Annotated in this window: 29 protein-coding genes; 7 read left to right on the top strand and 22 right to left on the bottom strand. The window is 59.5% G+C overall.

The features are described 5' to 3' along the window. From K5R89_RS21310 to K5R89_RS21320, 3 genes are all read left to right on the top strand, one after another. Positions 1–187: hypothetical protein (locus K5R89_RS21310; protein WP_221853872.1), on the top strand; the 187-nt coding region annotated here is incomplete at its 5' end. Between the two features lie 31 nt (positions 188–218). Further along, entirely contained in the window at positions 219–416 is a 198-nt protein-coding gene (locus K5R89_RS27890) for a DUF2574 family protein (RefSeq protein ID WP_074186195.1), read from the top strand. Between the two features lie 322 nt (positions 417–738). After that, the gene (locus K5R89_RS21320; protein WP_072421086.1) at positions 739–1,056 is read left to right on the top strand and encodes a hypothetical protein; all 318 of its coding nucleotides are present in this window, start codon (positions 739–741) and stop codon (positions 1,054–1,056) included. A gap of 41 nt (positions 1,057–1,097) precedes the next feature. On the opposite strand, the gene K5R89_RS21325 is transcribed toward K5R89_RS21320, so the two are convergent. The 21 genes from K5R89_RS21325 to K5R89_RS21425 all read right to left on the bottom strand — a co-directional run bounded on the left by K5R89_RS21325 (position 1,098) and on the right by K5R89_RS21425 (position 21,853). Continuing rightward, positions 1,098–2,222 carry an ABC transporter permease gene (locus K5R89_RS21325; RefSeq protein ID WP_048336335.1) on the bottom strand — a complete coding sequence of 375 codons (1,125 nt, stop codon included), beginning with the start codon at positions 2,220–2,222 and terminating at the stop codon, positions 1,098–1,100. Beyond that, positions 2,222–4,966 (bottom strand): ribosome-associated ATPase/putative transporter RbbA, encoded by a 2,745-nt coding sequence (gene rbbA, locus K5R89_RS21330; protein WP_217259544.1) that lies wholly within the window; start codon positions 4,964–4,966, stop codon positions 2,222–2,224. Before rbbA ends, K5R89_RS21325 begins: the two co-directional genes overlap by 1 nt. After that, positions 4,963–6,030: an HlyD family secretion protein gene (locus K5R89_RS21335; protein WP_087827578.1), complete on the bottom strand. Its 1,068-nt coding sequence runs from the start codon at positions 6,028–6,030 to the stop codon at positions 4,963–4,965. Before K5R89_RS21335 ends, rbbA begins: the two co-directional genes overlap by 4 nt. Positions 6,031–6,335: 305 nt before the next feature. After that, complete coding sequence (trpS, locus tag K5R89_RS21340; RefSeq protein ID WP_087827577.1) at positions 6,336–7,343, bottom strand: tryptophan--tRNA ligase; 1,008 nt, start codon at positions 7,341–7,343, stop codon at positions 6,336–6,338. A gap of 279 nt (positions 7,344–7,622) precedes the next feature. Then, positions 7,623–7,952: a multidrug efflux SMR transporter gene (locus K5R89_RS21345; RefSeq protein ID WP_004204123.1), complete on the bottom strand. Its 330-nt coding sequence runs from the start codon at positions 7,950–7,952 to the stop codon at positions 7,623–7,625. A gap of 19 nt (positions 7,953–7,971) precedes the next feature. Further along, positions 7,972–8,385: a multidrug efflux SMR transporter gene (locus K5R89_RS21350; protein ID WP_017899148.1), complete on the bottom strand. Its 414-nt coding sequence runs from the start codon at positions 8,383–8,385 to the stop codon at positions 7,972–7,974. 31 nt (positions 8,386–8,416) lie between these two features. Further along, the gene (locus K5R89_RS21355; RefSeq protein WP_049116157.1) at positions 8,417–9,085 is read right to left on the bottom strand and encodes a hypothetical protein; all 669 of its coding nucleotides are present in this window, start codon (positions 9,083–9,085) and stop codon (positions 8,417–8,419) included. Between the two features lie 12 nt (positions 9,086–9,097). Next, positions 9,098–9,718, bottom strand: coding sequence for a phosphate propanoyltransferase (locus K5R89_RS21360; RefSeq protein WP_087827576.1), 621 nt, complete (start codon positions 9,716–9,718; stop codon positions 9,098–9,100). Then, the gene (locus K5R89_RS21365; protein ID WP_049116155.1) at positions 9,715–10,113 is read right to left on the bottom strand and encodes a BMC domain-containing protein; all 399 of its coding nucleotides are present in this window, start codon (positions 10,111–10,113) and stop codon (positions 9,715–9,717) included. The genes K5R89_RS21360 and K5R89_RS21365 overlap by 4 nt, the downstream gene beginning before the upstream one ends. Before the next feature lie 12 nt (positions 10,114–10,125). Next, on the bottom strand, positions 10,126–11,073 hold the full coding sequence (gene cutD / locus K5R89_RS21370) for a choline TMA-lyase-activating enzyme (protein ID WP_087824318.1): 948 nt from the start codon (positions 11,071–11,073) through the stop codon (positions 10,126–10,128). An 85-nt stretch (positions 11,074–11,158) separates the two neighbouring features. Continuing rightward, the gene (gene cutC, locus K5R89_RS21375) at positions 11,159–14,545 is read right to left on the bottom strand and encodes a choline trimethylamine-lyase (RefSeq protein ID WP_217259545.1); all 3,387 of its coding nucleotides are present in this window, start codon (positions 14,543–14,545) and stop codon (positions 11,159–11,161) included. Positions 14,546–14,570: 25 nt separating this feature from the next. Next, the gene (locus tag K5R89_RS21380; RefSeq protein WP_064187909.1) at positions 14,571–15,725 is read right to left on the bottom strand and encodes a 1-propanol dehydrogenase PduQ; all 1,155 of its coding nucleotides are present in this window, start codon (positions 15,723–15,725) and stop codon (positions 14,571–14,573) included. An 8-nt stretch (positions 15,726–15,733) separates the two neighbouring features. Beyond that, a complete protein-coding gene (locus tag K5R89_RS21385) occupies positions 15,734–16,000 on the bottom strand; it encodes a EutN/CcmL family microcompartment protein (protein WP_017899143.1) in 267 nt (88 codons plus the stop codon). 25 nt (positions 16,001–16,025) lie between these two features. Beyond that, entirely contained in the window at positions 16,026–17,630 is a 1,605-nt protein-coding gene (locus K5R89_RS21390; RefSeq protein WP_087824316.1) for an acetaldehyde dehydrogenase (acetylating), read from the bottom strand. Positions 17,631–17,683: 53 nt separating this feature from the next. Next, positions 17,684–17,962 carry a BMC domain-containing protein gene (locus K5R89_RS21395; protein ID WP_004146125.1) on the bottom strand — a complete coding sequence of 93 codons (279 nt, stop codon included), beginning with the start codon at positions 17,960–17,962 and terminating at the stop codon, positions 17,684–17,686. Positions 17,963–17,974: 12 nt separating this feature from the next. Continuing rightward, entirely contained in the window at positions 17,975–18,259 is a 285-nt protein-coding gene (locus K5R89_RS21400) for a BMC domain-containing protein (protein WP_002442227.1), read from the bottom strand. A 17-nt stretch (positions 18,260–18,276) separates the two neighbouring features. After that, the gene (locus K5R89_RS21405) at positions 18,277–18,555 is read right to left on the bottom strand and encodes a BMC domain-containing protein (protein WP_004182810.1); all 279 of its coding nucleotides are present in this window, start codon (positions 18,553–18,555) and stop codon (positions 18,277–18,279) included. Positions 18,556–19,001: 446 nt separating this feature from the next. Next, positions 19,002–19,520, bottom strand: coding sequence for a FidL-like protein (locus K5R89_RS21410; RefSeq protein WP_004204137.1), 519 nt, complete (start codon positions 19,518–19,520; stop codon positions 19,002–19,004). Continuing rightward, positions 19,517–20,323, bottom strand: a complete 807-nt coding sequence (locus tag K5R89_RS21415) for a winged helix-turn-helix domain-containing protein (RefSeq protein WP_087827575.1) — start codon at positions 20,321–20,323, stop codon at positions 19,517–19,519. The genes K5R89_RS21410 and K5R89_RS21415 overlap by 4 nt, the downstream gene beginning before the upstream one ends. Positions 20,324–20,344: 21 nt before the next feature. After that, positions 20,345–20,929, bottom strand: coding sequence for a TetR/AcrR family transcriptional regulator (locus K5R89_RS21420; protein ID WP_017899140.1), 585 nt, complete (start codon positions 20,927–20,929; stop codon positions 20,345–20,347). Between the two features lie 141 nt (positions 20,930–21,070). Beyond that, positions 21,071–21,853, bottom strand: coding sequence for an NAD(P)H-dependent oxidoreductase (locus K5R89_RS21425; protein ID WP_087827574.1), 783 nt, complete (start codon positions 21,851–21,853; stop codon positions 21,071–21,073). 86 nt (positions 21,854–21,939) lie between these two features. Here K5R89_RS21425 and K5R89_RS21430 point away from each other — a divergent pair, with 86 nt between their 5' ends. Then, the gene (locus K5R89_RS21430) at positions 21,940–22,848 is read left to right on the top strand and encodes a LysR family transcriptional regulator (protein ID WP_087827573.1); all 909 of its coding nucleotides are present in this window, start codon (positions 21,940–21,942) and stop codon (positions 22,846–22,848) included. After that, on the top strand, positions 22,842–23,261 hold the full coding sequence (gene fosA / locus K5R89_RS21435; RefSeq protein WP_008807601.1) for a FosA5 family fosfomycin resistance glutathione transferase: 420 nt from the start codon (positions 22,842–22,844) through the stop codon (positions 23,259–23,261). The genes K5R89_RS21430 and fosA overlap by 7 nt, the downstream gene beginning before the upstream one ends. Before the next feature lie 71 nt (positions 23,262–23,332). Here the strand turns inward: fosA and K5R89_RS21440 are convergent, their stop codons facing one another. Beyond that, positions 23,333–24,745 carry a PLP-dependent aminotransferase family protein gene (locus K5R89_RS21440; protein ID WP_217259546.1) on the bottom strand — a complete coding sequence of 471 codons (1,413 nt, stop codon included), beginning with the start codon at positions 24,743–24,745 and terminating at the stop codon, positions 23,333–23,335. Between the two features lie 176 nt (positions 24,746–24,921). Between K5R89_RS21440 and K5R89_RS21445 the strand changes: the two genes are divergently transcribed. Both K5R89_RS21445 and K5R89_RS21450 read left to right on the top strand, forming a co-directional pair. Further along, positions 24,922–25,086, top strand: a complete 165-nt coding sequence (locus tag K5R89_RS21445) for a DUF1127 domain-containing protein (RefSeq protein WP_004204150.1) — start codon at positions 24,922–24,924, stop codon at positions 25,084–25,086. 164 nt (positions 25,087–25,250) lie between these two features. Beyond that, positions 25,251–25,715 (top strand): MarR family winged helix-turn-helix transcriptional regulator, encoded by a 465-nt coding sequence (locus K5R89_RS21450; protein WP_023291830.1) that lies wholly within the window; start codon positions 25,251–25,253, stop codon positions 25,713–25,715. Positions 25,716–25,718 lie beyond the last annotated feature (3 nt).

The following is a 25,718-nucleotide window of genomic DNA, read 5'->3' on the forward strand; positions in this document are numbered from 1 at the left end:
AAAGACTGAGCTTTTTGTTTTTGCGTTTAAAAAGAACCCCGTCCCGAAAGGTGCGGGGTTTTTTGCTGTGTGGGGTATATTTCCCCGGTGGCGCTGCGCTTACCGGGGCTACGGATCTGACATGGGGCTACGCCCCTGTGGCGCGGACAAGCTATGCAGCACTGACTCAGGGAAAAATATCGCCTGAAGTCCTGCTACTGCTTCGCTAATCCGCCAACCTGACGCTCTCCGGGCGGGTGGTGTCAGAAACCTGCAACACGGGTATGGTGAATAAACAACCTCTGCAACGCTGCGGGAAAAATACCTATCTTTTTGCCTCGCAAAATACTGAGAATTACGCGCGTGGTGTGGTCGCTCGTACCGTGAATTTATCCAATGATACGAGTCGAAAAATAATTATCAGTGGCTACGGTTAAATATCTCTCTCTATTTCAGCGCTATTATCTTGTGCTCTGCGAAATAATAGCGCTGCTTCTTCTTTCGGGATATTAACGCGTTAGCGAAATTACGAAATTATTTCCGCCGCTGAGGACTTCACTCCCCATTTATTGCAACAATGGGTATGCATCTTGCCGGTTTTTGGGCTTGATGCGCTATATCATTAACACTTTGTTAACTTGATCTGGTTTATATGACAGCAAATTTGATATACAAAGAGGGATGATTGCCTGTATGGATGCTGTCCGACGTACCTTGCGCTATCTGCTCTGGTTATCGGCTGGCAATATGAGAATAGAAATGAAAATCCTGCTTAACTGGTCGCCGTTGCGCCGGCTCTTCACCTACCTTCAGGAGCGCTTTACCTTTCTGGTGCTGCTCTGCTGGCCAGCGATAATCTGGCTGTTCTGCCGGGTCGGCGTGTGGCTGACGGATAACCTGTATGAACTGCTGGGGAAATCACCCGCCCAGTCCTTCACTGTCTATCTGCAGCCGTTTATGACCCCCGGCACGCTGCTGCGCATCTCCGTCAGCTGGGTGGTGCTGCTGTTCATTCTCTTCAGCATGGCGATGGCCTTCACCTGGGGTCTTCGCCACTTTATGAATCGCCACAAATAAACCATTCGGGCCGCCGGGAGTCGACGGCCCTTCTTAAGCCCTTACGCCATCTGACCAATCGTTTTGCGAAAACGCAGCAGGGCGATAGTAAAGAACACCGCTCCGATAGCCAGCAAGGTTAAGAACTGCGGCCAGACGATACTGAAGCTGGCGCCGCGGTACAGAATCGCCTGCGCCAGACTGACGAAGTGGGTGGTCGGCATGGTCAACATGATATCCTGAACCAGCTGCGGCATACTTTCCCGGGGCGTGGAGCCGCCAGAGAGCATCTGCAGCGGCAGCAGCACCAGGATCATCAGCAGCCCCAGCTGCGGCATCGAGCGGGCGAGGGTGCCCATAAAAATGCCGATCGAGGTGGTGGCGAACAGGCTGAGCGCCACCCCCAGCATAAACAGTGGAATCGACCCCTCAATGGGCACCTGCAAAATCCCCTGAACCATCAGCAGCAGCGACAGCCCGGAGACCACCAGCACCACCAGCCCCATCGACCAGATCTTGGCCATCATGATCTCAAATGGCGTAACCGGCATCACCAGCAGGTGCTCGATGGTACCGTGCTCGCGCTCGCGGATCAGCGCCGAGCCGGTGAGGACAATAGCCAGCATGGTGATGTTGTTGATGATCGCCATCACCGCGCCAAAGCGCTCCTGTTCCAGGTTAGGGTTAAAGCGCATTCTTACCGCCAGCTCTACCGGCAGCACGCTGTTCTCCCGATAGCGGGCAATGAAGCCGTTTACTTCGCCGTTAATAATATTCTGGATATAGCCGTTGCCGGTAAAGGCCTGGCTCATGCGCGTGGCGTCGACGTTGACCTGCACTTCCGGCTGGCGGCCGGCCAGCACATCGCGCTGGAAATTTGGCGGAATATTGATGGCGAAAGTGTAGCGCCCGGCATCCAGGCCGGCGTCCATCTCATCAGCGGTGATCAGCTCCGGTTCGAGAAACCAGGGGCGGTAGAAAGCGTTAATGATGCGTGAAGAGAGCTGCGACTTATCCATATCGGCAACCGCAATCGGCGCCAGGTGCAGCGAGCCGGGCATCACCGTAGCTGAGGAGTACACCGACACGGTAAAAGCAAACACGATCAGCGCCAGCATCGCTTTATCACCCAGCAGGCTGCGCAGCTCTTTAACGCCGAGGTTATAAATATTACGTAATCCGCGCATCACCCCTCCTGTTTCTTCAGCAGCAACACGCTCAGCCCGAGCACCAGCGGCACCGCAATCAGTAGGGGAATAAAGGAGCCCCACAAATCGCTGAGATTCAGCGCTTTGGAGAAGGTGCCGCGGGCGATAGTCAGGAAGTGGCTGGTCGGGTAGATTTGTCCAATCCAGCGCCCGGGGCCTTCCAGCGACGCCACCGGATCGATCATCCCGGAGAACTGGGTCGCCGGGATGAGCGTAATGATGGCGGTGCCGAAGATGGCGGCGATTTGGCTCTTCATAAAGGTTGAGATCAGCAGTCCCAGTCCGGTGGCGATGGTGACATAGAGCAGCGCCGCCAGGCTCAGCGTCAGGAAGCTGCCCTTATGTGATACGCCAAAGACGAAGACCGACAGCGCGCACAGCAAAAAGAAGTTAAACATTCCCAGTACGATGTAAGGCACCTGCTTGCCGAGCAGGAATTCGCTGCGGGTGGTCGGCGTCACGTACAGGTTGATGATCGACCCGAGCTCCTTCTCGCGTACCACGCTCAGGGCGCTGAGCATCGCCGGGATCATCATCAGCAGCAGCGGGATCACCGCCGGGACGATGGCCGGCAGGCTCTTCACGTCCGGATTATAGCGATAGCGGGTCTCAATGGAGATGAGAGAGGTAGCGCGCTGCGGACTGCTCTGCCGGGCAGCCATCTCCTGCAGCCAGGCCAGATGCATAGCCTGCACGTAGCCGCGTACCGTTTCCGCGCGGTTTGGCATTGCGCCATCCACCCAGACGCCGATTTGCACCGGCGTGCCGCGGGCGATATCGCGGCCAAAGTTCGGCGGGATCTCTATCGCCACCGCCAGCTCGCCGTCGCGCATCCGCCGGTCGAGCTCATCGTAACTGCGCAGCGGCGCCTGTTCGATAAAGTAACGTGAGCCAGCGATATTCTGCGACCAGCCCTGACTGCTGAGGGTTTGATCGCGGTCGAGTACCGCCAAGCGCAGATCCTCGACGTCCATGCTGATCCCATAGCCCATGATAAACATCAGGATCACCGTTCCCAGCAGCGCCAGCGTCGAGCGCACCGGATCGCGGCGCAGCTCAAGCGCCTCGCGGCGGCTGTAGCTGAACAGCCGTTGCAGACTGAAGGCCTGGCGCGGGGCCGCGCGTTCTGGATGGGATGCTGCAGCAGGCGCAGGTTCCTCAGGAGCTGCGGCGGTTGGCTGCGCCTCCTGGAGCCAGGCGATAAACGCCTCTTCGAGGCTGGCGGCACCGCGCTGCTCGACCAGCGCCTGCGGCGTATCGCTGGCCAGCACCTTGCCGGCGTGCATCAGCGAGATGCGGTCGCAGCGTTCTGCCTCATTCATAAAGTGGGTGGAGATAAAAATGGTCACCCGATCCTGACGCGCGAGGTCGACCATCAGCTGCCAGAACATATCCCGTGCCACCGGATCGACCCCGGAGGTGGGTTCGTCGAGGATCAGCATTTCCGGGCGATGGATGACCGCCACCGCCAGCGACAGACGCTGACGGATGCCCAGCGGCAGGGCGGTGGGCAGGGCGTCTTCCACCTCGCTGAGCATGAAGCGCTCGCTCATTTCCGCCACCCGCCCGGAGATCTCGCCGTCCGGAATATGAAACAGGCGGGCGTGCAGTTCGAGGTTTTGCCGGACGGTCAGTTCGCTATAGAGCGAGAAAGCCTGCGACATATAGCCCACCCGCTGGCGGGTAGCGATATCTTTCGGGTCGACCGGCTGGCCGAACAGCCAGGCTTCGCCTTCGCTGGCGGGCAGCAGGCCGGTGAGCATCTTCATGGTGGTGGATTTGCCGCAGCCGTTGGAGCCGAGGAAGCCGAAGATTTCACCGCGGGCGATGCGGAAGTTAACGTGGTCGACGGCGACGAAGTCGCCAAAGCGCATGGTCAGCCCACGGGCTTCGATGGCGATCTCTTCCTCGCGGTCGTCGCGCGGCGGGATTACCACTGCCTTATGCGCCTGGCGCTGCGCTTCCGGCAGCAGGGCGATAAACGCCTGCTCCAGCGTCTGACTGCCGGTCTGCGCTTTCAGCTCCGCAGCGGTACCGGTCGCCAGCACCTCGCCGGCGTTCATCGCCACCAGCCAGTCAAAGCGCTCAGCCTCTTCCATGTAGGCGGTGGCCACCAGTACGCTCATCTCCGGCTGGCGCTGACGAATGCTGTCGATAAGCTCCCAGAACTGCGCCCGGGAAAGCGGGTCGACGCCGGTGGTGGGTTCATCGAGGATCAGCAGCTGCGGGTCGTGGATAAGGGCGCAACAGAGCCCCAGCTTTTGCTTCATCCCGCCGGAGAGCTTACCCGCCGGGCGATCGCGAAACGGCGCCAGCCCGGTGCTCTGCAGCAGCTCGTTGATACGAGATTCGCGTTCGGCTTTATCGTGGCCAAACAGGCGGGCGAAGAAGTCGACGTTTTCATACACCGAAAGGGTGTGATAGAGGTTTTTCCCCAGCCCCTGCGGCATCCAGGCAATCTTCGGGCACACCTCGCGGCGGTGATGAACGTCGCGCATATCCCCGCCGAGCACCATCACGTTACCCTGCTCAATAGCCCGCGCCCCGGCGATGAGAGAGAGCAGGCTCGATTTGCCGACGCCGTCCGGGCCAATCAGGCCGACCATGCGCCGCGCCGGGATCGCCAGACTGATATCCCGCAGCGCCACGGTGGTGCCGAAGCGCTGGCCAACGTTGTCCAGCCGGGCGACGGGGGGCGAGGTATCCTGTGGCGTCAGTATCATTGCGGCAACCTTACCGTCAGGGCTTCAGGCCAGGACTGCTGGTTATCCAGCCGCACGTAAGCCATGCCGGGCAGACCGGTTTTGACATACTCCAGGTGCTGCGCCAGCAGCTCCGGCGGGATACGCGCTTTGACGCGGAACATCAGTTTGAGACGCTCGTCGCGGGTCTCCACCGTTTTCGGCGTGAACTGGGCGACGCTGGCGACAAAGCTGATATTGGCCGGGATCACCAGATCCGGAGCGGCATCGAGGATCAAGCGCGCTTCGCTGCCGAGCGCCAGCAGACCCGCCTGTTCGGTGGGCAGAAAGAAAGTCATATAGACGTCGGCGAGATCGACCATATTCAGCACCCGACCACCGGCGGCCAGCACTTCACCCGGCTCGGCGACGCGATACTGAATACGGCCGTCGCGGGGGGCTTTCAGCTCGCTATCGTCAATATCGGCCAGGATCCGCCGCTCGGTCGCCTGGGCGGCTTCGACGCGGGTTTGCGCCTGAATAATACTGGTGCGGGCGGCCTCGATGGCGGCGCGGGCGGCAGAGACCTGGGCTTTCGCCGACTCCAGCGCCGCGCGAGCGCTCTCCGCCGCGGCGCGATCGTCATCCAGCTGCTGGGCGGAGACGGCGCCACGCTGAGAGAGGGTGTTTGAGCGAACATGGCGTTTTGACGTGGAATCCAGCTCCGCCTGACGCTGCTTCACTACCGCTTCGCTGGCGCGCATTTCACTTTGCCGCTGATCGAGCAAGGCTCTGGCGGCCAGGACCGCGCTTTCTGCTTCCTTGATTTGCGCGGCGGCTTCAAGACGCTGCTCGTTCAGTACACGGGTATCCATTCTCGCCAGCACCTCTCCCTGGTGCACGAACTGACCCTCTTTGACCAGAATGGTGTCGATACGCCCGGCGATTTTGCTGGCAATATCCACCTCGGTGGCTTCGATTCGTCCGTTGCTACTGGCAAAACCCTCCGGGAGGCCCGGCGGGCGCAGCAGCCACCATGCTGCGGCGGCGAGTACCACCAGTAAGCCGACAAAATACCCTGTCCAACGTTTCTTTATTTTGTCCATACGCGACTCGCTTGATTCCCTGTGCGAAGTGATACGCGTGTCTTCTCCGACGGGCGGAGCGTCCTCCTTGCGAAGGACGAATGAGTGGGGAAGGGCCGCTGACGCAGCGCTCTACCGCGTCGATGCGCAGCCGAACGCTGTACTACTTATGTGGTCATCATCAGCGATCCTGGCCTTAATGAAACACGCATAGTGAGAGCTACCGTTAACGTGATAGTAACATTCGAGGCGGTATTGTCCACACTAAAGGAATGGTCTTGTCGGCGCGTTAACAAAATATCCACTACCGGAAACCTTTCATCACCTCAGAACAGCACCGGCAGCCCCAGACCTCGTTTCACCTCATGCAGCGTCTGCTGCGTCAACTGGTGGGCGCGCTCGCTGCCCTGACGCAGCAGCTCCAGCAGCATCCCTTTATCCTGAATAAAGGTGGCCCGCCGTTCGCGGATCGGCGCCAGTAGCGCCTGCAGGCAGGTTTCCAGTTCATTCTTACACTGGCGATCCCCCAGCCCGCCGCGCTGATAGTGGGCTTTCATCTCAGCCACCAGTGCCTTATCGCTATGGAAAGCGTCGAGATAGGTGAACACCACGTTGCCGTCGACATGCCCCGGATCGCTGACTCTCAGGTGCGTCGGGTCGGTATACATCGCGCTGACCGCGCGGTGGATCTCCTCTTCACTGGCCGATAACGTCAGCGTATTGCCCAGCGATTTCGACATTTTGGCGTTGCCGTCGACGCCCGGCAGGCGGCTCACTTCGCTGAGTAGCGCCTTGCAGTGGCGCAGCACTGGCGCGCCGGTGAGGCTATTCATCTTGTGGACGATCTCGTTGGTCTGCTCAATCATCGGTAGCTGATCGTCGCCCACTGGCACCAGTTCGGCTTTGAAGGCGGTGATATCTGCCGCCTGGCTAATCGGATAGGCGAGAAAGCCCACCGGCAGCGAACGGGCGAATCCCTTCTGGGCAATCTCATTTTTGACCGTCGGATTACGTTCCACACGGGCGACGGTGACGATATTCATATACAGCGCGCTGAGCTCCGCCAGCGCGGGCAGGGCGGACTGCAGGCAGATCGTGGTGAGCCTGGGGTCAATGCCGACGGCCAGATAATCGGCCATCACTTCGAGAATATGATGGCTTATTTTTTGCGGGTTGCTGCCGTTGTCAGTGAGCCCTTGCAGGTCGGCGATCAGGATAAACTGCTGGTGGTCGTGCTGCAGCGCGACGCGCTGGCGCAGCGAGCCGACGTAGTGGCCAAGATGTAGCTGGCCGGTGGGGCGGTCGCCAGTGAGGATGGTTTGCGGATGGTTCATCAGGGACTCCTTATCAGACTGTTCAGCCGAAAGACGTCCTGAAAACACCAAAGCCGCCTTCCGGCGGCTTTGAAAATGGAAACGTGTATCGTGCCGCCTGTTATGCAGGCAGCCACCAACGGCGGGGATAGGTTACGATCGCGTTTCTGTTCATCTTTTTATCCTGCCACGAAACCATAGTGGGGTAAACCCCGTTTGGTAAAATGCCCGGCGGCGCTGCGCTGGCGCGGGCCTACGGACTGCACGCACAGGCCGGGTAACAGGATAAAACGACCGCTGTTACATGGTCGAGAAGACGTTCATGATCACGCCGCCGGAGATAATCAGCGCCATGGCGATAATGGCCGCCAGGTCCGGTTTCTGCTTATAGAGGATCATGGAGCAGATGGTGACGCCGACGATACCGAAGCCGCACCACAGCGAGTAGGCCACGCCCACCGGGATGGTGCTCATTGCGCGGGTGAGGGCGAAGTAGCAGAGGCCGTAGGCGCAGACCACCAGCACCGAAGGGGCCAGTTTGCTGAAACCGTTGGTCTTTTTGATCATCGAGGTGCCGGTGATTTCGGAGCCGATAGACAGCGCCAGCCATAAAAATCCGAGATTAAACATAGGGGGTATTCCTTTCCTGTTAGTTAGCGATGTTCTTATCCATGGCGGCGGCTGGCGCGGCGGGCGCCGCCTCTTCGCTCGCTTCGGAGCCCATTTTCGAGAACAGGTTCATGATAATGATGCCGCTGGCGATCACCGCCATGCCGATGATGGCGGCGGTATCCGGGTGCTGGCCGTAGAATGCCATTCCCAGCGTCGAGACCACCAGAATGCCGGTGCCGGACCAGGTGGCGTACGCCAGACCGACCGGTATATCTTTCACCGCCCTTGAGAGCGAGTAATAGCAGGTGCAGTAAAGCGCAATCAGCAGCCCGAGCAGCAGCATTTTGCTGCCGCCTTCGCTGCTACCGAACATTTTTAACGTCGAGGTTGCCGAGGTTTCGGAGAGGATAACCAGCAGCATCCATAACCAGCATTTTGTTTTCGAAGACATCGTTAAGCTCCAGGTTTTTCGTTGGGTAAGGTCATATCTTTCTGTTTTTTAAGTAATCAATGGCCGCATCGGTCAGCTGAGCGCGCGGGGCCGCCGCCAGCGCCGGATTATTCACCACGTCTGTGACGGTAAGATAACGGCGCGGTTCGCTGCTGGCGGCGGCCGGCGCGGTGGGTGCGTCCAGCTTCGCCAGCAGCTCATTCATGGTGCCGAGGAAGACGCCGCAGGCTTCCAGACGAGCCAGCGTGGCCTGCAGATGCCCGGCATAGGCGCTGCCGGCCTGCGCGCCGCGCAGCTGGTTGAGCTCGCTGTGCGGATCGCAGTGGTAGCGCAGGGCCAGAACCGGAATACCCGCCAGCAGCGCCTCGTGCGCGCAGCGGGAAACCGGATTGCGCAGGGTGCCGTTCAGCAGGTCTGAAGCCAGCGGATAATCGAGATACGGCAGCAGTACCGCCCGCCATGGCGCTGACGGCAAGGCATCCTGCCAGGCCGATGACGGGATAATCTCGCCCACCTCTCGCCAGGCGGCGGCGTCGGCGAGACCCTCCTCCAGCGCGAGGCGCAGCAGATAGCCGCTTCCCGCCAGGCGCTGGCGGATTGCCGCGCGGTAGCCGTCTGCGGCGGTGACCATTACCAGTACCGGCGGCCGCAGGCGCTGCAAAATCCGCGCAACTACACCTTCAATCTGTTCGTCGGTCATGGCGAGCCTCCGTTAGCCGATGAGCGTCACCTGCGCGCCGTTTTTTAACCCGGCGGCATTGGCTTCTTCGGTGTCGATGTGAAATTCCAGCGCGAAGTCATCGCGCACCCGCACCACCACTTCATCGAAAGTCAGCTGACGCTCGCCGTTGCTGCGCACGCTGACCTTCTGGCCATTGCTGACGTTGAGCTGGCGCGCGTCCTGCGGCGACATATGAATATGCCGCCAGGCGCAGATCACCTGAGAATGGAGCTCAACGTGACCGGCGGGGCCAATCAGCAGCGCGCTACCGGCATTCTCCAGTTGACCGGACTCACGAACTGGCGCTTGAATGCCGAGCGTGAAGCAGTCGGCGCGCGACACTTCCAGTTGCGATAGCGGGCGGGTCGGCCCGAGGATACGGACGTTGGTCAGCGAGCCCTTCGGCCCGACGACGGTCACGCACTCCTGGGCGGCGAACTGCCCCGGCTGGCGCAGCGGTTTGAACGGCGTCAGGCTGTAGCCTTTACCGAACAACGCCTCGACGTCCTGTTGCGCGAGATGGACGTGGCGGTTGGAGATCCCCACCGGGATCGCCGGCGCCGTTGCGCTCAGGCGGGCGGCGATTTTTTCGCGAAGCAAAGTGTCGATCATGACTTCTTCCCTTTCTTCAGCGCTGGGTGCTTATCTTCCGCTTCGTTCGGGATAGCGGGCGGAACGAAGGGTTCCGGGGCGGTGATAACCACCGGTTCTTCCGTTGTTTCCTCGCGCGGAGGGTTGCCTTTGAGGTTGCTTAAGGCTTCAACCACGCAGCGCTCCGGACGGGCAATGACCAGCGACTTCACGGTGTGCTCGGCGCCGGCAACCGCCACGCCGCGTTCGATAGCGGTGTGGATGGCGCTGATTTCCCCTTCAAAGCAGACGCTCACCAGCCCGGAGCCTGGTTTGCGATAGCCAATGCAGGTCACTCCCGCGGCTTTACAGGCGGCGTCGACGGCCTGAATGGCGGCGACCCATCCTCGCGTTTCAATTACGCCTAAACTTTTCATGGTCGGCTCCTGTTAATGGCGGACTAAGCGAATATCAAAATCAAATTGCCGGAAGAAGGCTTCCAGCCGGTCCAGTTCATCCGGCGAATAAGACGGGTCCTGGCTAATCGGGTAGGGCATATCCAGGCGTTCGTACTTTTTGCGTCCCAGCTGGTGGTACGGCAGCATGTCGATGCGGCGGATATTCCCGCGCTTCGCCAGCTTCTGTACGTAATCAATGGCGCCGGTAATGGCGTCGAATGAGTCGTTGTAGCCGCGAATGAGCGGCATACGCACAATGACGTTGGCGCCGGAATCTACCAGCCATTCGAGATTGCGGCGAATCCCTTCGTTGCCGATGCCGAGCATCGCCTTGTGGTGTTCGCTGTTAATCTGCTTAATGTCGAATAAGAAGGTGTCGGTGACCGGCGCCAGCTTCTGGTAGTTGGCAAGCGGTGTGGTGCCCTGGGTTTCGACGGCGGTGTTAATCATCATCTTTTTGCATTCGCTGAATAAGGCGACGGCAAAATCGGTCTGCAGGCTCATCTCGCCGCCGCCGATGGTGACGCCGCCGCCGGAGGAGGTGTAGAAGTCATAGTCCTGCATGATGATCTCCATCAGCTCGCTGACGGTGACGTCCTTGCCCATAATGTCCAGCGCGTTCTGGGTGCAAATCTCTTCACATTTGCGGCAGCCGATGCAGTCTTTATGGCGATCGACGAAGTGCTTCATTTCGCCATTCTCTTCCGCCCGATAATGAATACCCGCCGGACAGACGCTGACGCAGTCGCCGCAGTTAATGCATTTGTCGTGCGAGAACATCACCTGGAATTGGCTGCTCAGCCCTTCCGGGTTGGCGCACCACGGGCAGCGAATGTTGCAGCCCTTAAAAAACACCAGCGTGCGAATGCCATCGCCGTCATAGATCGAATATTTCTGGATATTGAAAATGCGGCCCGTTAATTCTTGTTTTGCGATCACGCTTGCCTCCCGCTCCGTCCCGTTACGGGACGGAGAACTTCCGGTTATTTCTCAAATACAGCTCATTTAATTCTCTTTAAGAGAACTAGAACTTCTCAATCACCGTACGGCTGATGATCTCGTCCTGGACCTCTTTGCACAGCTCAACGAAGTAGGCGCTGTAGCCGGCGACGCGGACGATCAGGTCGCGGTATTTTTCCGGCTCCTGCTGCGCCTTCTTCAGCACTTCGTTATCGACATAGCTGAACTGCATCTGGCCATTGCCGAGAATCGAGGCGGTACGCAGCAAGGTAATCAGGCCATGGCGACCTTCCGGGGTATCCAGCAGCCCTTTGAGGAATTTGAAGTTGTGCACCATGCCGATATTCATGGTTTCCACGTTCATCTTGCTGACCGACTTGATAATCGCCGTTGGGCCTTGCTTATCCGCGCCCTGGGTCGGGCTGATGCCGTCGGAGAGCGGCATCCACGCCAGGCGGCCGTTCGGCGTGGCGTTGGTCAGCTCGCCGATGGGCGTGTTGTTGGAGATAGACAGGGTGCCGTGGCTGAGGGTCGAGTAGAGCATCTTGTACTTACGGCACTCTTTCTCGGTCCATTCGGTAATATCCAGCGCGTACTGGTCGACATAGTTATCGTCGTTACCGTATTTCGGCGCGTTCAGGCAGTCGCGACGCAGCGCTTCGTAACCTTCAAAGTTGGCCAGCAGCGCATCGCGGATCTGCTCAAGGGGGTATTTCTTCTCTTCGAACACCAGCTTGCGGATCGCCGCCATCGAGTCGACGTAGGTCGCCAGACCGGAGAAAATCAGCCCCGGACCGTGGTTGACCATCGCGCCGCCGGCGGCGACATCTTTGCCGCTTTCCATGCAGCCTTCGACCAGCAGCGACATCAGCGGCTTCGGCGCCACATCGCGGTGGACGCGCTGGCTGATGACGGTGCCGATAGCCGACAGGCGCACGATATGGGCGATCTGCTGTTTTACCGCCGCGTCGAATGCTTCGAAGGTGCGCAGGTCGCGCAGGTCGCCGGTGTCCAGCCCCTGATAGCTATCGAACAGCACCATCCGCCCGCGGTTAAGCACGAACTCGATAGCGATAGGCCACTGGGTGTAGCCGGTGGAGGTCCACTGGTAGATGCGCCCGGATTTCTGCGGTTCAACGCAGCCCATCAGGCAGTAATCGCGGGCGTCTTCAAAATCGAAGCCTTTGCGCAGCATCATCTTGATGTGGGAGTCATCGAAGTGGCAGGCCGGGAAGCCCATTCCCGCTTTCACCACGTCGACGATTTTTTCCATGTATTTCTGCGGCGACTGGTTGTGGATACGGCAGGCCAGCGACGGCTGGTAAACCTTCACGAAGCGCACGGCGTCCATAATCAGATAGGTCAGATCGTTACAGGCATCGCCGCCGCTACGTTTCTGGCCGCCAACGGTGAGGTTGATAAACGGCTGATAACCCGCGAAATATTTCGCTCCCAGTTCGCTCGACATCCACATCAGTTCGGCACATTTGATGATAAACGCCTGCAGCAGCTCCAGCGCGGTGTCATGGGTCAAGCGGCCTTCGCGGATATCGGCTTCGAACATCGGATAGCAGTACTGGTCGACGCGCCCCAGCGACAGCCCGGTCTGGTTCTCTTCGATTTCAAACAGTGATTCGACGGTCCAGATACTCTGCAGCGCTTCCTGCAAGGTCTTCGGCGGATTGGCCGGCACGTTTTCGTTGACGTCGGCGATGGTCAGCAGCTCGGCGCGGCGCTGGGCGTTTTGCTCTTTAGCCGCCAGTTCGCGGGCATGGGCGGCGATGCGGCGAGCGTAGTTGACCACCCCTTCGCAGGTTTCAATCGCCGCTTTGTAGTAGTAAATGCGGTCGATATCTTCCGGATTTTCCATGCTCAGGCTGGCCAGATGCGCCTCGGCATCGGCTTTAATGCCGTTCATCCCTTTGGTGAACAGCAGCACGTCGTAGCCCGGGCAGGTATCGCCGCCGCCGTTAATCTGGTGATAGGAGAGGTCGCTGACGAAGGTCTCGCCGCTGAAGGCCCAGACGCCAGCCTCACGGTATTGCGCTTCGCAAATCTCATCCAGCGAACGGCCTTCCCAGAATGGGACGATCTCTTCGCGAATGGTTTTTTTATCCGCTTCGCTGATCTCAAACGGATCCTGCGGGCGGGTGCTCATGGTGTCGAGCTCGTCGCGCACCCAGCGCCAGGCGATATCCGGCGAGAAGGCGCCCGCGCGCGGCTTGCCGCACGGATGGCCGACGATCAGCTCATCGTCCTGAATCAGAATCGGCGCGGTTTCGCAGGCGTGGCGGAAGGCTTTCGCTCGCAGCAGAATGGTCGGCATGCCTGGGTTAGCTTTCACCACTTCGGTAAAGGCCAGCGCGCGATAGATAGAGACGCTCGGGCGTACCGTCAGATAGTGGTTACGCAGACGCTGCATACGCGGGGTTAACCCTTCCATCACCGGCGTGTCGGCGCAGGCGGCGAACGGCGCATGGCTGACCTGTTGTGCGCCGCTAAACAGACGCACCGGCAGATTCAACGCGCTGAGATTGCGCTGGGCGCTGATGAACATCGCCGAGAGTTCGTTCACCTCGGCATGGTCAAAAGCGGCGCCATGCAACATGGCGTCGAGCATCGGATAGCCGTCAATGGCGCAGGCGGCGCGGACTTCGCTCAGTTCCGCCAGCTTGAACCACAGGCACTCCACGAGCTCATACGCCTGCTGGGTATTCAGCGCGCCGCTGTTGATATCGCGCTGGAAGTAAGGCAGCAGCGCCTTGTCCGCCCCTTCCGGGTTGACTGCATAGCTGCCGTTATCCAGCTGGAGCGCCAGCTGGAACAGATAGAACGCCTGGCAGGCTTCTTTGAAATTACGCGCTGGATGGGCCGGCACGTGGTGGAGAATGGCTGCGCTATCGAGCAGCTCGGCTTTGCGATAAGCATTGGTCTCCGCCGCCGCCAGCTGCTCGGCGCTGTTGGCCAGATTTTGCGCCAGCGCCAGCAGGGCGTCGCAGGCGTAGATGGCGGCGCGGCAGCCGTTGACTTCATCCATACCGCTGCGGCTGACCGCGCTGCCGAGTGCGCGGGTTTTCTCTTCCAGCTGGTGCTTAATCGCCAGCACCCCTTTTTCGACCACCAGCCTGTAGTCCGGCGAATCCAGATCGCTATTGAGGTTGAGGAACTGGAAAGCCGATGGGCGACGGGTCGCGTTTTCGTCATGGAAAATCGCCCCGTGCGGTTTACGGCTCTGGTTGCCGACAATGAGTTCATCGGGGCTGATGGTCAGCGGCAGCTGGCGCATCAGTTCATAGAAACGGCGCGCCGGTTTAACGGCGGCGGGAACGCCCGCGATATCGCCATCCAGGGCGTTCAGCGTGGTGGCATGTTCGGTGCACAGCGTGCTTTTCTGGGCGAGTAAACGGTCTGCCAGCACTTTGACGCGCGGCGTTAAGCTGTAGTGTGCCATGGGTAAGGTTCTCCAAATCTTGTTATCAGTGGCCCTGAACGGCGTTGCCGGTCCATGCCCGGCGATAGAGTTCGGTCAGTGCGTGAGCATCCGGCGCGCGTGGGTTCGTCGGAGTACAGCTGTCGCGTAACGCCTGGCCGATCATCTCCGCCAGCCGTTGTTCAAACTCGTCTGCAAGAACGCCGGTATCGCGGATGCCGGCCGGCATGCTCATTTCGTCTTTAAGTGCCTGAATGGCGACCAGCAGGCTGGTGACGCCCTGGCGGGTAGTGGCCGCAGGTAGATCCAGCAGATGGGCTAGTCGGGCATATTTGCGGGCGGCATCGGTATCGCACAGCCCGTGATAATCAGCGTTCCAGGCGACGACGTGCGCCATCAGCAGGGCGTTGGCGCGGCCATGGGGCACGCGGAAGACGCCGCCGAGGGCGTGGGCCAGGCTGTGGGTTATCCCCAGCGACGCGTTGGTGAAGGCCATCCCCGCCATGCAGGAGGCGTTGTGCATCTTTTCGCGCGCCTGCAGGTTGTCGCCGCTGCGCCAGCAGGTCGGCAGATAGCGAAATACCTGCTGCACCACTTTCTCCGCCAGGGCGTCGGAAAAGTCGCTGGCGGCGCGGGAGACGTAGGCCTCAAGGGCGTGACACAGCACGTCCATGCCGGTGTCGGCGGTAATTGCCGGCGGCACCGAAGCCACCAGCGCCGGGTCCAGAATGGCGATATCCGGCAGCAATGACGCATCCACCAGCACCAGCTTTTCCGCGTTGGCTTTCACCACCGAAAAGGCGGTGACTTCCGAACCGGTACCGCTGGTGGTCGGGATGGCGATGAAGCACGGACGGGGACGGTCGGCCAGCGGACGGGTTTGCGCCAGGGAGAAAATAACCGCTTTGGCGGCATCGATTACCGAACCGCCGCCGAGCGCGATAACCAGATCCGGGTAGTGGTTATCCATCAGCTTCATACCGCGCACCACGGTGGCGATATCCGGATCCGCCACCACGTCGTCCCACACCTGCCAGGCGATCCCGCGCTGGCGCAGCAGGGCGGTGACGCGCTCGGCGAGGCCAAACTTCACCATCGCTTGATCGGTCACCAGCAGCACGCTGCGGGCGGAAAGTTCGTTCAGCACCGAGAGGGCGTCCTGACCGAAGCAAATCCGCGGTTTCAGTAAAAATTCACTCATTGGGCTATTCACTCCTGTTCGGCGTCCCGAAACACCTTCTCAACAATGGCGACCACCGACATCGCTTTGTAGCGGTCTTTATTGAGCGCGAAATACTCTTCCGCCAGCACGATGTCGTGCATACCGGCGCCGACGTTATCGACGGCGACCCAGGTCTGGTCCTTCATCGGCTGCTGTTTGTCATCTAAGCGAGTGATCAACAGCAGGTTGCTGCCGCGCAGCTCATCGCATTTTTGCGTGGCGACAACATGGCCGGTCACCTTTGCGAGAATCATCGTTATATCGCCTTATATCAGTGCGTTACTTAGCAAGGCGCTCCAGCACCTGGCGGATAACGCGTTCCACGTTTTGTTCGTTGATTGCGCCTTCCGCATTCGCTGCGGCGCCTGGGCTGGCGAAGCGGTCATCGCTGCCTGCCGCGTGTGCTGGCGCAGCGCTGGCCGGAGCGTTGAAACGCACGTCATCAAGAATGCTGCGCTGCGGATCGCTCGCCGGCGTGACGATGGTCGGCTTTGGCTCAGGGCGGCTGCCCGGCGCGCGAAGCTCGTCAATCGACCGCACGCCATAGCCGACTTTGCGGATATTGAGCAGGTTCATCGGGCCGACGTTGTCGGAGCTGGAGCCGCCGCCGACAGCGCCGCAGCCGAGGGTCAGCGCCGGGGAGATATTGGTGGTGGCGCCGATGCCGCCGAGCGCCGCCGGGGTGTTGATCAGGATGCGGTTGACCGGTTTTTCGAGGCTGAACTGGCGGATGACGTCCTGGTTGCGGGTGTGGATCACCAGCGTATGGCCGAGCCCTTCATTAGTCAGCAGCTCTACCACGCGGTGGCAGGCGGCTTTCCAGTCCTCAGCCACGTACAGACCGAGTACCGGGCACAGTTTTTCGCGCGAGTAGGGGTTTTTCGGTGAGACGGTGGTCTGCTCGGCGATCAGCACTTTGGTGCTGGCCGGGACGCAGAAGCCGGCCATCTGGCTGAGGTACAACGCGGTTTTACCGACCACTTTCGGGTTGATGGTGCCGTTCGGGCGCAGCAGCAGCGCCGCCATTTTCGCCGCTTCATCTTCATTCATGAAGTAAGCGCCCTGCGCTTCCAGCTCGCGGTGAACCTCATCATAAATGCAGCCTTCGACGATGATCGACTGCTCGGAGGCGCAGATCACGCCATTATCGAAGGTTTTGCTGGTGATGATATCTTTCACCGCGTGGTGGATATCGGCACTGCGTTCGATAAATGCCGGGCCGTTGCCCGGACCGCCGCTGATGGTCGGGGTGCCGGACGCGTAGGCCGCGCGCACCATGCCCTCGCCGCCGGTGGCGAGGATCAGCGAAACGTCTTTGCTGTGCATCAGCTCTGAGGTGGCTTCGAGGGTCAGCTGGGTGATGCCGTCAACGCAGCCCTCCGGCGCGCCGGCCGCTTCCGCCGCGCGTTTGACGATCTCAATCGCCTTCCAGCTGCACTGACGCGCGCCGGGATGCGGGGAGAAGATAATGGCGTTGCCCGCCTTGAGGGCGATCAGCGCTTTGTAGATAACCGTAGAGGTTGGGTTAGTTGAGGGGACCAGCGCGCAAATCACGCCGAGCGGCACGCCCACGTCCATCACTTTTTTTACCGGGTCGTCATGAATGATGCCAACGGTCTTCATATCTTTGATGGCGTCGTAGACGCGCAGCGAGGCGAAGCGGTTTTTCAGCACTTTGTCCTGCCAGTTGCCAAAACCGGTCTCTTCCGCGGCCATTTTCGCCAGCGCTTCGGCGTGGTGCGCTGCTTCCTGGGCCACGTTTTTCACGATGGCGTCGATTTGCTGCTGCGAAAAGGTGGCCAGCATTGCCTGCGCCTTTTTGGCGTTGCGCACCAGTTCCCGGGCGTTCTGCCGGGACTGCAAATCGTTATCCAGTTCAATCATGAGTCTATCCTTCATCAGACGAAAAGAGTGGGGACGGGGCGTGCCCTGTCAGGTCATGCTTTGTGCTGCGCCGCGATTTTTTCGATGTCGTTATGTGGACGCGCGATGACGCGAGAGCTGACGACTTCGCCAATGCGTTTCGCCGCTTCCACGCCGGAGTCTACCGCCGCGTTGACCGCGCCGACGTCGCCTTTCACCATGGCGGTGACCAGGCCGGAGCCGACGTTTTCATAGCCAATCAATTCGACGTTGGCGGCTTTGCACATCGCGTCCGCGGCTTCAATACAGGCCACCAGACCTTTGGTTTCGATAAGACCAAGCGCTTCTTTCATCAGGTTTCTCCGTTAGTCCGCAATTTTGTAATGCGAGACGATTTTGTTGATGTCGTTATGCGGACGCGCGATGACCAGCGAGGTCACCACTTCGCCGATGCGCTGCGCCGATTCGACGCCGGAATCCACCGCCGCTTTCACCGCGCCGACGTCGCCTTTCACCATCGCGGTGACGAGGCCGGAACCGACGTTTTCATAGCCGATCAGTTCGACGTTGGCGGCTTTACACATCGCATCCGCTGCTTCAATGCAGGCCACCAGACCTTTGGTTTCGATCAGACCTAATGCATCACCCATTTGCGTTCTCCTGGCCTTCAGGCCTTGTGTTTAATGACGATTTTGTTGATGTCGTTATGCGGACGCGCGATGACCAGCGAGGTCACCACTTCTCCGATGCGCTGCGCCGATTCCACACCGGAATCCACCGCCGCTTTTACCGCGCCGACGTCGCCCTTCACCATCACGGTGACCAGGCCGGAGCCGACGTTTTCATAGCCGATCAGTTCGACGTTGGCGGCTTTACACATCGAGTCCGCTGCTTCAATACAGGCCACCAGACCTTTGGTTTCGATAAGCCCCAATGCATCACCCATCGTGATCTCCTCCAGAACAGGTTTTGTGATTCGGGAAAACCGTCCGCGTAACGGCATCAACACGCGGAAGCGGCGTTCGGGGTTCACTATAGGGAATGGGGAGGTAAATGAAATTTAAATCCGTGTAGATGAATATTTTAGTTTTTTACTCTGTGATTTAGCTTTTTTTAGGCTTCTTTTTATATTTTCGTTCTGTTCTATGCGTATTGATTTTTATGATGGTATGGCGCTTTTTTAATCTATTTATCGGCGGAAGATGAATGTTAATAAGATGATAATTACTTGCCAGAAGTCGGTAATATAGACACGTTATAATTGTGGGTATGCTCAAGTTTTGGCGTCGAAGCTAAACGCAAAACGTGCGCTTTTAGCATCCAGGGAAAAGGGGGCAATACTCGAGCGTGAGCGAGGGCGCATTTTCCTCGCGGCGGTACAGGGGGGACGGGTTAATTAAGCGTGCTGCCGGACTTCAGCGTGCAGATGTAGAGCGGTGAGTTGATTGAGCTCAGCAGGATAGCTTTGTCGTTAAGCTTTTGCGCATTGAGGAACAGGCCGTCGTGGCTGTCGGACATCTCGCGCATGAAATAGTCGAAGATGACATCCGGCGATTCGTCGATGGACGAGGCGCTGGATTCCCATTTCTTGATGCGGTAGTGACGCTCGGTTGCCGAGATGCGCTGGCTGGTGTAGCTGAATTTGACGTAACGCTGCAGGTAGAGCCAGCCGGCGGCAGAATCGGTATAGCCTTCCACTACCATCGAACCGTTGCCATTAGCGGCAAAATTAAAATGGATATTGCCGTTCACATTCTCTTTTTCCATGTTTTCAAAACGCATGATCGCTTTGGTGGAGCAGCTCATCACGCCGTCGTTGGCATCCGGCAGCAGGCGCCACGCGCTAAACCCGGCGGCGGCGATAAACGCGAGGGCAGAGAGGGCGAAAAAGGTGCGGGGCGCGAGTCTCATTGCGGTTTCCAGGAGTAGTAAAAGTAGTTATCGCAATAGCTAAAAGGGTTGTCTTCGTGCATCGCGCAGTGGGCGAGAAACACCCGGCCCAGGCCGTTGGTCTCCAGCCGGTCGCCATAGAAGAAAACAAAACGCTCGCCCGGCTTGCAGCTGAGCTTCAGTCGCTGACGCACCTCATCAAAATTCTTACCATAGGCCGTCGCCGAGACCGAACGCAGCATTTCATCGCTGGCGAGCAGTTCGCACTGGCTGTGGTTCATCAGCGTCAGATTAATTGGCCGGGCGACGTGGGTGCCGGCAAAAGTGAATGCCATCAGCAGCAGGGCGATGACCAGCAGGCAGCCGCCGGCCAGATACCAGCACATCCCGCGCGCATGTGGTGAAGCGGCAGGCGGTGTGGTTTCCCTTTCTGACGCCGCGGGTTCGCCAGGCGGCTCGGCAGGGCTAGCGACTTCGGCCAGCGCCGGCCCGGCGTCGAGCAGTTCGATGCTGAGATCCTGATTCAGCTGCAGCATGCCGCGCGACACGGTGACGATAATGTTATCGATATCGTAGTGGCGGAAGGTTTTGCGCAGCATGCTCAGATACTGGTTGAGGTTGCTGTTGGAAGACGTTAAGCCGTTATCGTCCCAGACTTTTTTCAACACTTCATCGCGACTGACCACGCCGGTATGGCGGAGAAAAAAATAGAGCAGCGCGCTGGCGGTGATGGATAGCTGGCTATCTGGTTCATCGCTGCCGGGCAGGGTTAGCGTGCCGTCTGTTGCATCATAAATGAGACGGGCATTGATGTTGTAGCGCATCGCGGCCTCACTCTATTCGCTTCATGCGGGAAGCGTCATTTTGGTCAGATCGTTCACCAGCGACTGGCGATGTTCGCTGCTCATGGTGCGCCCCTCGGTCAGCTCAGATAACCAGATACCGTCGGCGGCGTAGCGTACCAGGGTACCGGTTGGGCCGTTATCCAGCGCATCGCCTTGCGCCAGATGATCCAGCATCCAGTCGCGCCAGCATTTTCGCAGCACCGGTTCGTCCGGCATCGCCAGCGACAGCACCATCAGCTGACGGCTTTCGTGCGTGTCCGTCAACTGCGGATTGGACAGATAGTGCAAATAGGCCCGGGTAAAGCGTCCGTAAGCGATGTTATCGGCGGCCATCAGTTCGCTAATCGCCTTTTCCATAATCGCCAGCAGCCTGGCGAACAGAGCGAAAATCAGCGCCTGCTTATTGGGAAAATGGTGCAGGAGGCCGCCTTTGCTGACCCCAGCCTCGCGGGCGACAGCGTTCAGCGACAGGGCGGCGATACCGTCCCGGCCGGCAATCATCGCCGCCGATTCAAGCAGCTGACGGTGGAGACGGACGGGATCTTTTTTACGATGCTGGGCTTCCATGTTCATGGCCGGAATCATACCGACCAGACGGTATGATTATTTTTGATCGCTATCAATATGAGAGGCGGCTTCGCGCGACGGGATGCCGTTAATGCGTGGAGGCTCACAAATTGTCATATTAATGAAAGCGATAACCCGGAAGGGCTATCGCGTTGAGGTTTATTTCGTTGCCAGGTGCACCGCCAGGCCGCTTTGCCCCGGCGCCAGCTCCGGACGCAGCGTCAGCGATGGGATCAGGTAGTCGCCATGATTTTGCCGGCGAAATGGAATGGGCTCGGTTTGCCACAGCGTGTCCAGCCGCTCGGCCAGCGTGGCGCACTGGTCGGCGAACTGCGCGGCATCGGTTTTGTCCGTGCGGTAAAACACCAGCGGCGGAAGCACCTCGAAGCCGGGATAGAACAGCATACCGTGCTGAATGGGGAACAGAATGTCGTCGATGGGGCCATTGATCCCGCGCGGTGAATAGTGTTCCGCCCAGCCGCCGGCGGTGACGATCAGCATCGCCCGCTTGCCGACGAAGGTGCCTTCCCCATAGCGATCGCCCCAGTGGCGGTCGCTATGCTCGCCGACGCCATAGGCAAAGCCCCAGGCGTACACCCGGTCGATCCAGCCTTTCATGATCGCGGGCATCGAGAACCACCACAGCGGAAACTGAAAAATCACCGTATCGGCCCACAGCAGCTTTTCCTGCTCGGCGGAGATATCCGCGCTTTGAGTACCTTGGGCAAAGGCCTGTTTGGAGTCCAGGGTAGGACGCCAGAACTCGCCGACCGGCGGCGCGCCGCTGTCGTCGGCGTCATACCCGGCCTTCCAGCGCATGGCGTAGAGATCGGAGACCTGGACTTCATGACCGGCCTGCAGCAGATGACGGATGGCGAAATCTTTGAGTCCGCCATTGAGGGAGCGCGGTTCCGGATGGGCGTAAATCAGCAGTACTTTCATAACATCACCTCTGAAGTGGGAAGAGCTGCAGAGTATGAAAGCTGGCGCTATAGTAGAAATTAATTACTTCAATCCCAGGTATAGTTGTGATTAATTTACATCGTCTGGATCTCAATCTGCTGCGCACGCTCGACGTGCTGCTCAGTGAAAATAACGTTACCCGGGCGGCGCAGCGGCTGAATCTGTCGCAGCCGTCGGTGAGTATTCAACTCGCCAGGCTGCGGGAGATGTTTGCCGACCCGCTGCTGATGCCGGGCCCGCGCGGCATGCAGCCCACCGCCCGCGCCGATGAGCTTCGCCAGCCGCTGCGCGCTGCGTTAGCCGCGCTGGAGCAGGCGGTGGCGCCGGTGGCGCCTTTTAATCCGGCCGCGGCGGCGGAGACCTGGCGGGTGGCCGCGACGGACTATATGGCTTCGGCGACCCTCATGCCGATGCTGGGCAGGCTACGCCTGGCCTCTCCCGGCAGTCGGCTGGCGGTATTCGAACTCCAGCCGGCGCGGCTGGAGCAGCAGGCGTCCAGCGATGAAGTGGATCTCTTTTTCCATACTCGCGAGGGCGCGCCGCCGGGGCTGCATCAGCGCCTGCTGTTTCGCGAGCGCTACGTGCTGGCGGGCCGGGCCGGACATCCGGTGCTGCGGCAAGGGCTGAGTCTGGAAACGTTCTGTCAGCTGGAGCAAGCGATCGTCTCCCCGGACGGAGGCGGCTTCAGCGCGGCGACCGATACCGCGCTGGCGAATCTTGGCCTGACGCGGCGGGTTGTCCTTTCCGTGCCACATTTCCTGTTTATGCTGGAGACCCTGCGCAATAGCGATCTGGTGGCGGTCCTGCCGGAGCGGCTGGTGCGCGGGCAGAGCGGGCTGGCAGTCGTCGAGCCGCCGCTGGCGGTCGCCGGCTTTGAGATGCTGATGCTATGGCACGAACGCTGGCACCGCGACCCGGCGCATCAATGGCTGCGCCAGTTCATTGTGAATTCACTGGAGGAACAGACATGCTGAGCGGACTGAATCACCTGACCCTGGCGGTCAGCCAGCTGGCGCCGAGCGTGGCGTTTTATCAGCAGCTGCTGGGCATGACGCTGCACGCCCGCTGGGACAGTGGCGCCTATCTCTCCTGCGGCGATCTGTGGCTGTGCCTGTCGCTGGATCCGCAGCGGCGCATCACCCCGCCGGAAGAGAGCGACTACACCCATTATGCGTTTAGCATTAGCGAGGCGGATTTCGCCAGCTTCGCCGCCCGCCTGGAGGTTGCCGGCGTGGCGGTCTGGAAGCTAAACCGCAGCGAAGGCGCCTCGCACTATTTCCTCGATCCCGATGGCCACAAGCTGGAGCTGCACGTCGGCAGCCTCGCCCAGCGTCTGGCCGCCTGCCGCGAACAGCCGTATAAGGGGATGGTGTTTTTTGACCAGTGAAGCGCTTTGCTGACGCGGGATCATCCGTAGCCCCGGTAAGCGCAGCGCCACCGGGGAGAACAGGTTGCACTTCACTCCATCGCCACCTTCACCGCTTCTCCCAGCTTCACCATCACCGCTTTATGTTTCTCGGTCGGCGGCAGGGCGCAGTTGATCCTGACGCAGTTGCGATACTTGCCCGCCGCGGAAAACAGCGAGCCCGGCGCGACCTGGATCTTCAGCCGGCACAGCTGTTTGGCGACGCAGACCATATCCACCTGCTCCGGCAGCTCCACCCACAGCATAAAACCCCCTTTCGGCCGGGTGACGCAGATCCCGCAGGGGAAAAATTCCCGTAGCCAGCAGGTATAGATCTCCATATTGCGCTGATAGATCTGCCGCATCCGCCGCACGTGACGGTGGTAGTGGCCTTCGCGAATAAAGTTACAGGCCGCCAGCTGAGTGGAGGGGACGTTGGTGCTGCTGGCGGCGTACTTCATCTGTAGCAGCTTGTCGTAGTAGCGACCGGGGGCGATCCAGCCGATGCGCAGGCCGGGGGCGATGGTTTTGGTAAAGGAGCTGCAGAGCATCACCCGGCCGTCGATATCCCAGGAGTGAATGGTGCGCGGGCGCGGGTACTCGGTGGCCAGCTCGCCGTAGATATCATCCTCGAAAATAACGATATCGTGGCGCTGGGCCAGGTTCAGCACTGCGCGCTTGCGAGCGTCCGGCATGATAAAGCCCAGCGGGTTGTTGCAGTTCGGCACCAGGATCACCCCTTTGATCGGCCACTGATCCAGCGCCAGCTCCAGGGCCTCGATGCTGATCCCGGTTTCCGGATCGGTGGGGATCTCAATCGTCTTTAATCCCAGTCCGCGCAGCATCTGCATGGTGCCGTAGTAGCAGGGGGATTCCACGGCGATGATGTCCCCTGGCTGGCACACCGACAGCAGGGCCAGCGACAGCGCGCTGTGGCAACCGCTGGTGAGCACCAGATCGTCGGCAGTCACCACCGATCCGCCGTCGAGCATCAGGCGGGCGATCTGCTCCCGCAGCTCGCGGCGCCCGGCCAGTTCGTCATAGTTCAACACCTCAGTGAGGTTGTGCTGGATCGCCCGGCTCAGTTCGCGCCAGATGGGCTTCAGGCTTGGCTGCGTCACGTCCGGCGAGCCGCCGCCGAAGGGGATGATCGTTTTATCGTAGCGGGCGTCGAGCATGGTCAGCACCTGATCCCACTGGGTGATCTCCACCGGGCGCTGCACCGGGCGCGACATCGGCGGCACCGGCGGCTGGGCCTTGCGGGGGGCGACGAAATAGCCCGATCGCGGCTGCGGCACAATCATCTGCTGCTGCTCAAGCAGCTGATAGGCCTGCTGGACGGTGCTGATGCTGACGCCGTGCTCCTGGCTCAGGCTGCGCACCGACGGCAGCTTTTCGCCGTGGCGATACAGGCCCTGTTCAATGCGTTCGGCCAGCAGCGTCGCGAGATGTTGATAGCGGGTCATGTGTATCCTTAATTGCCGCCATACAGATGGAATAACCAGTACAGATGGCCGTAAAAAGTGGGGTCTGCTGTACGTTTTAGCTAATCTGTATGTTAAAGAAAAGTGTTTTGTGAATCTGTATTCCTTACCCCCAAATCCGTGAAGATAAAGCCTCTGGCAAGGTGAGGAGGTAGAGGATGGAATTTCACGAGAACAGGGCAAGACAGCCATTTATCGGTTTCGTACTGCTGGCGCGATTTGTCAAAAAATGGTGGCTTCAGGAGCAAACGCGCAGAGCTTTGCAGAAAATGAGCGACGAACAGCTGAAAGATATCGGCCTGCGTCGGGATCAGATCAATTAAAAAGTGCGGTTTTTTTCAGACATCATTTCTTCTTTGCCCCGGTAAGCGCTGGCGACGCCGGGGAAACATTCACGAAATTTATCAATTGATGCGACGCGACCTTCCGTTTCTTGATACTTACCCTGATAAGTATTATTTTCTTCTCAACAATGAGAGGAAAAGCTGTGACTGAAGACGAACTGTTTGCCCGCCGCCCGCTGGGGATGCGGATGGCCATGGTGGTGCGCCAGTGGCGCGCGATTATTGACTCCGCTATCACCGATACGGGACTCACCCAGTCCAGCTGGACGGTGCTGATGCAGTTGCATCAGCTGGGAGACAACGTCTCGGTCAGCGAACTGGCGGAGGTGCAGGGGATTGAACTGCCGCCGCTGACGCGCACCCTCTCATTACTGGAAAAGCAGGGCTATCTGTTGCGTTCCACATCGCCATATGACAAACGCATTCGCCTGCTGACGCTGACCGCCGAGGGGCGGGCTATTCTGGAAAAACTGAGCCGCGTGATCGAGACCTATCAGGAGCGCGTAACCCAGACCATCCCGGAGGCCGACCTCGCCACCTTCAGCGCCACGTTAAATCAAATCGCCTGCCGTTTGCGGACTATCCGCGAAGAAGATAACAAGATCTAACAC

Source organism: Klebsiella sp. TF21-TM (assembly GCF_019753495.1).
Lineage (GTDB): Bacteria > Pseudomonadota > Gammaproteobacteria > Enterobacterales > Enterobacteriaceae > Klebsiella > Klebsiella quasipneumoniae.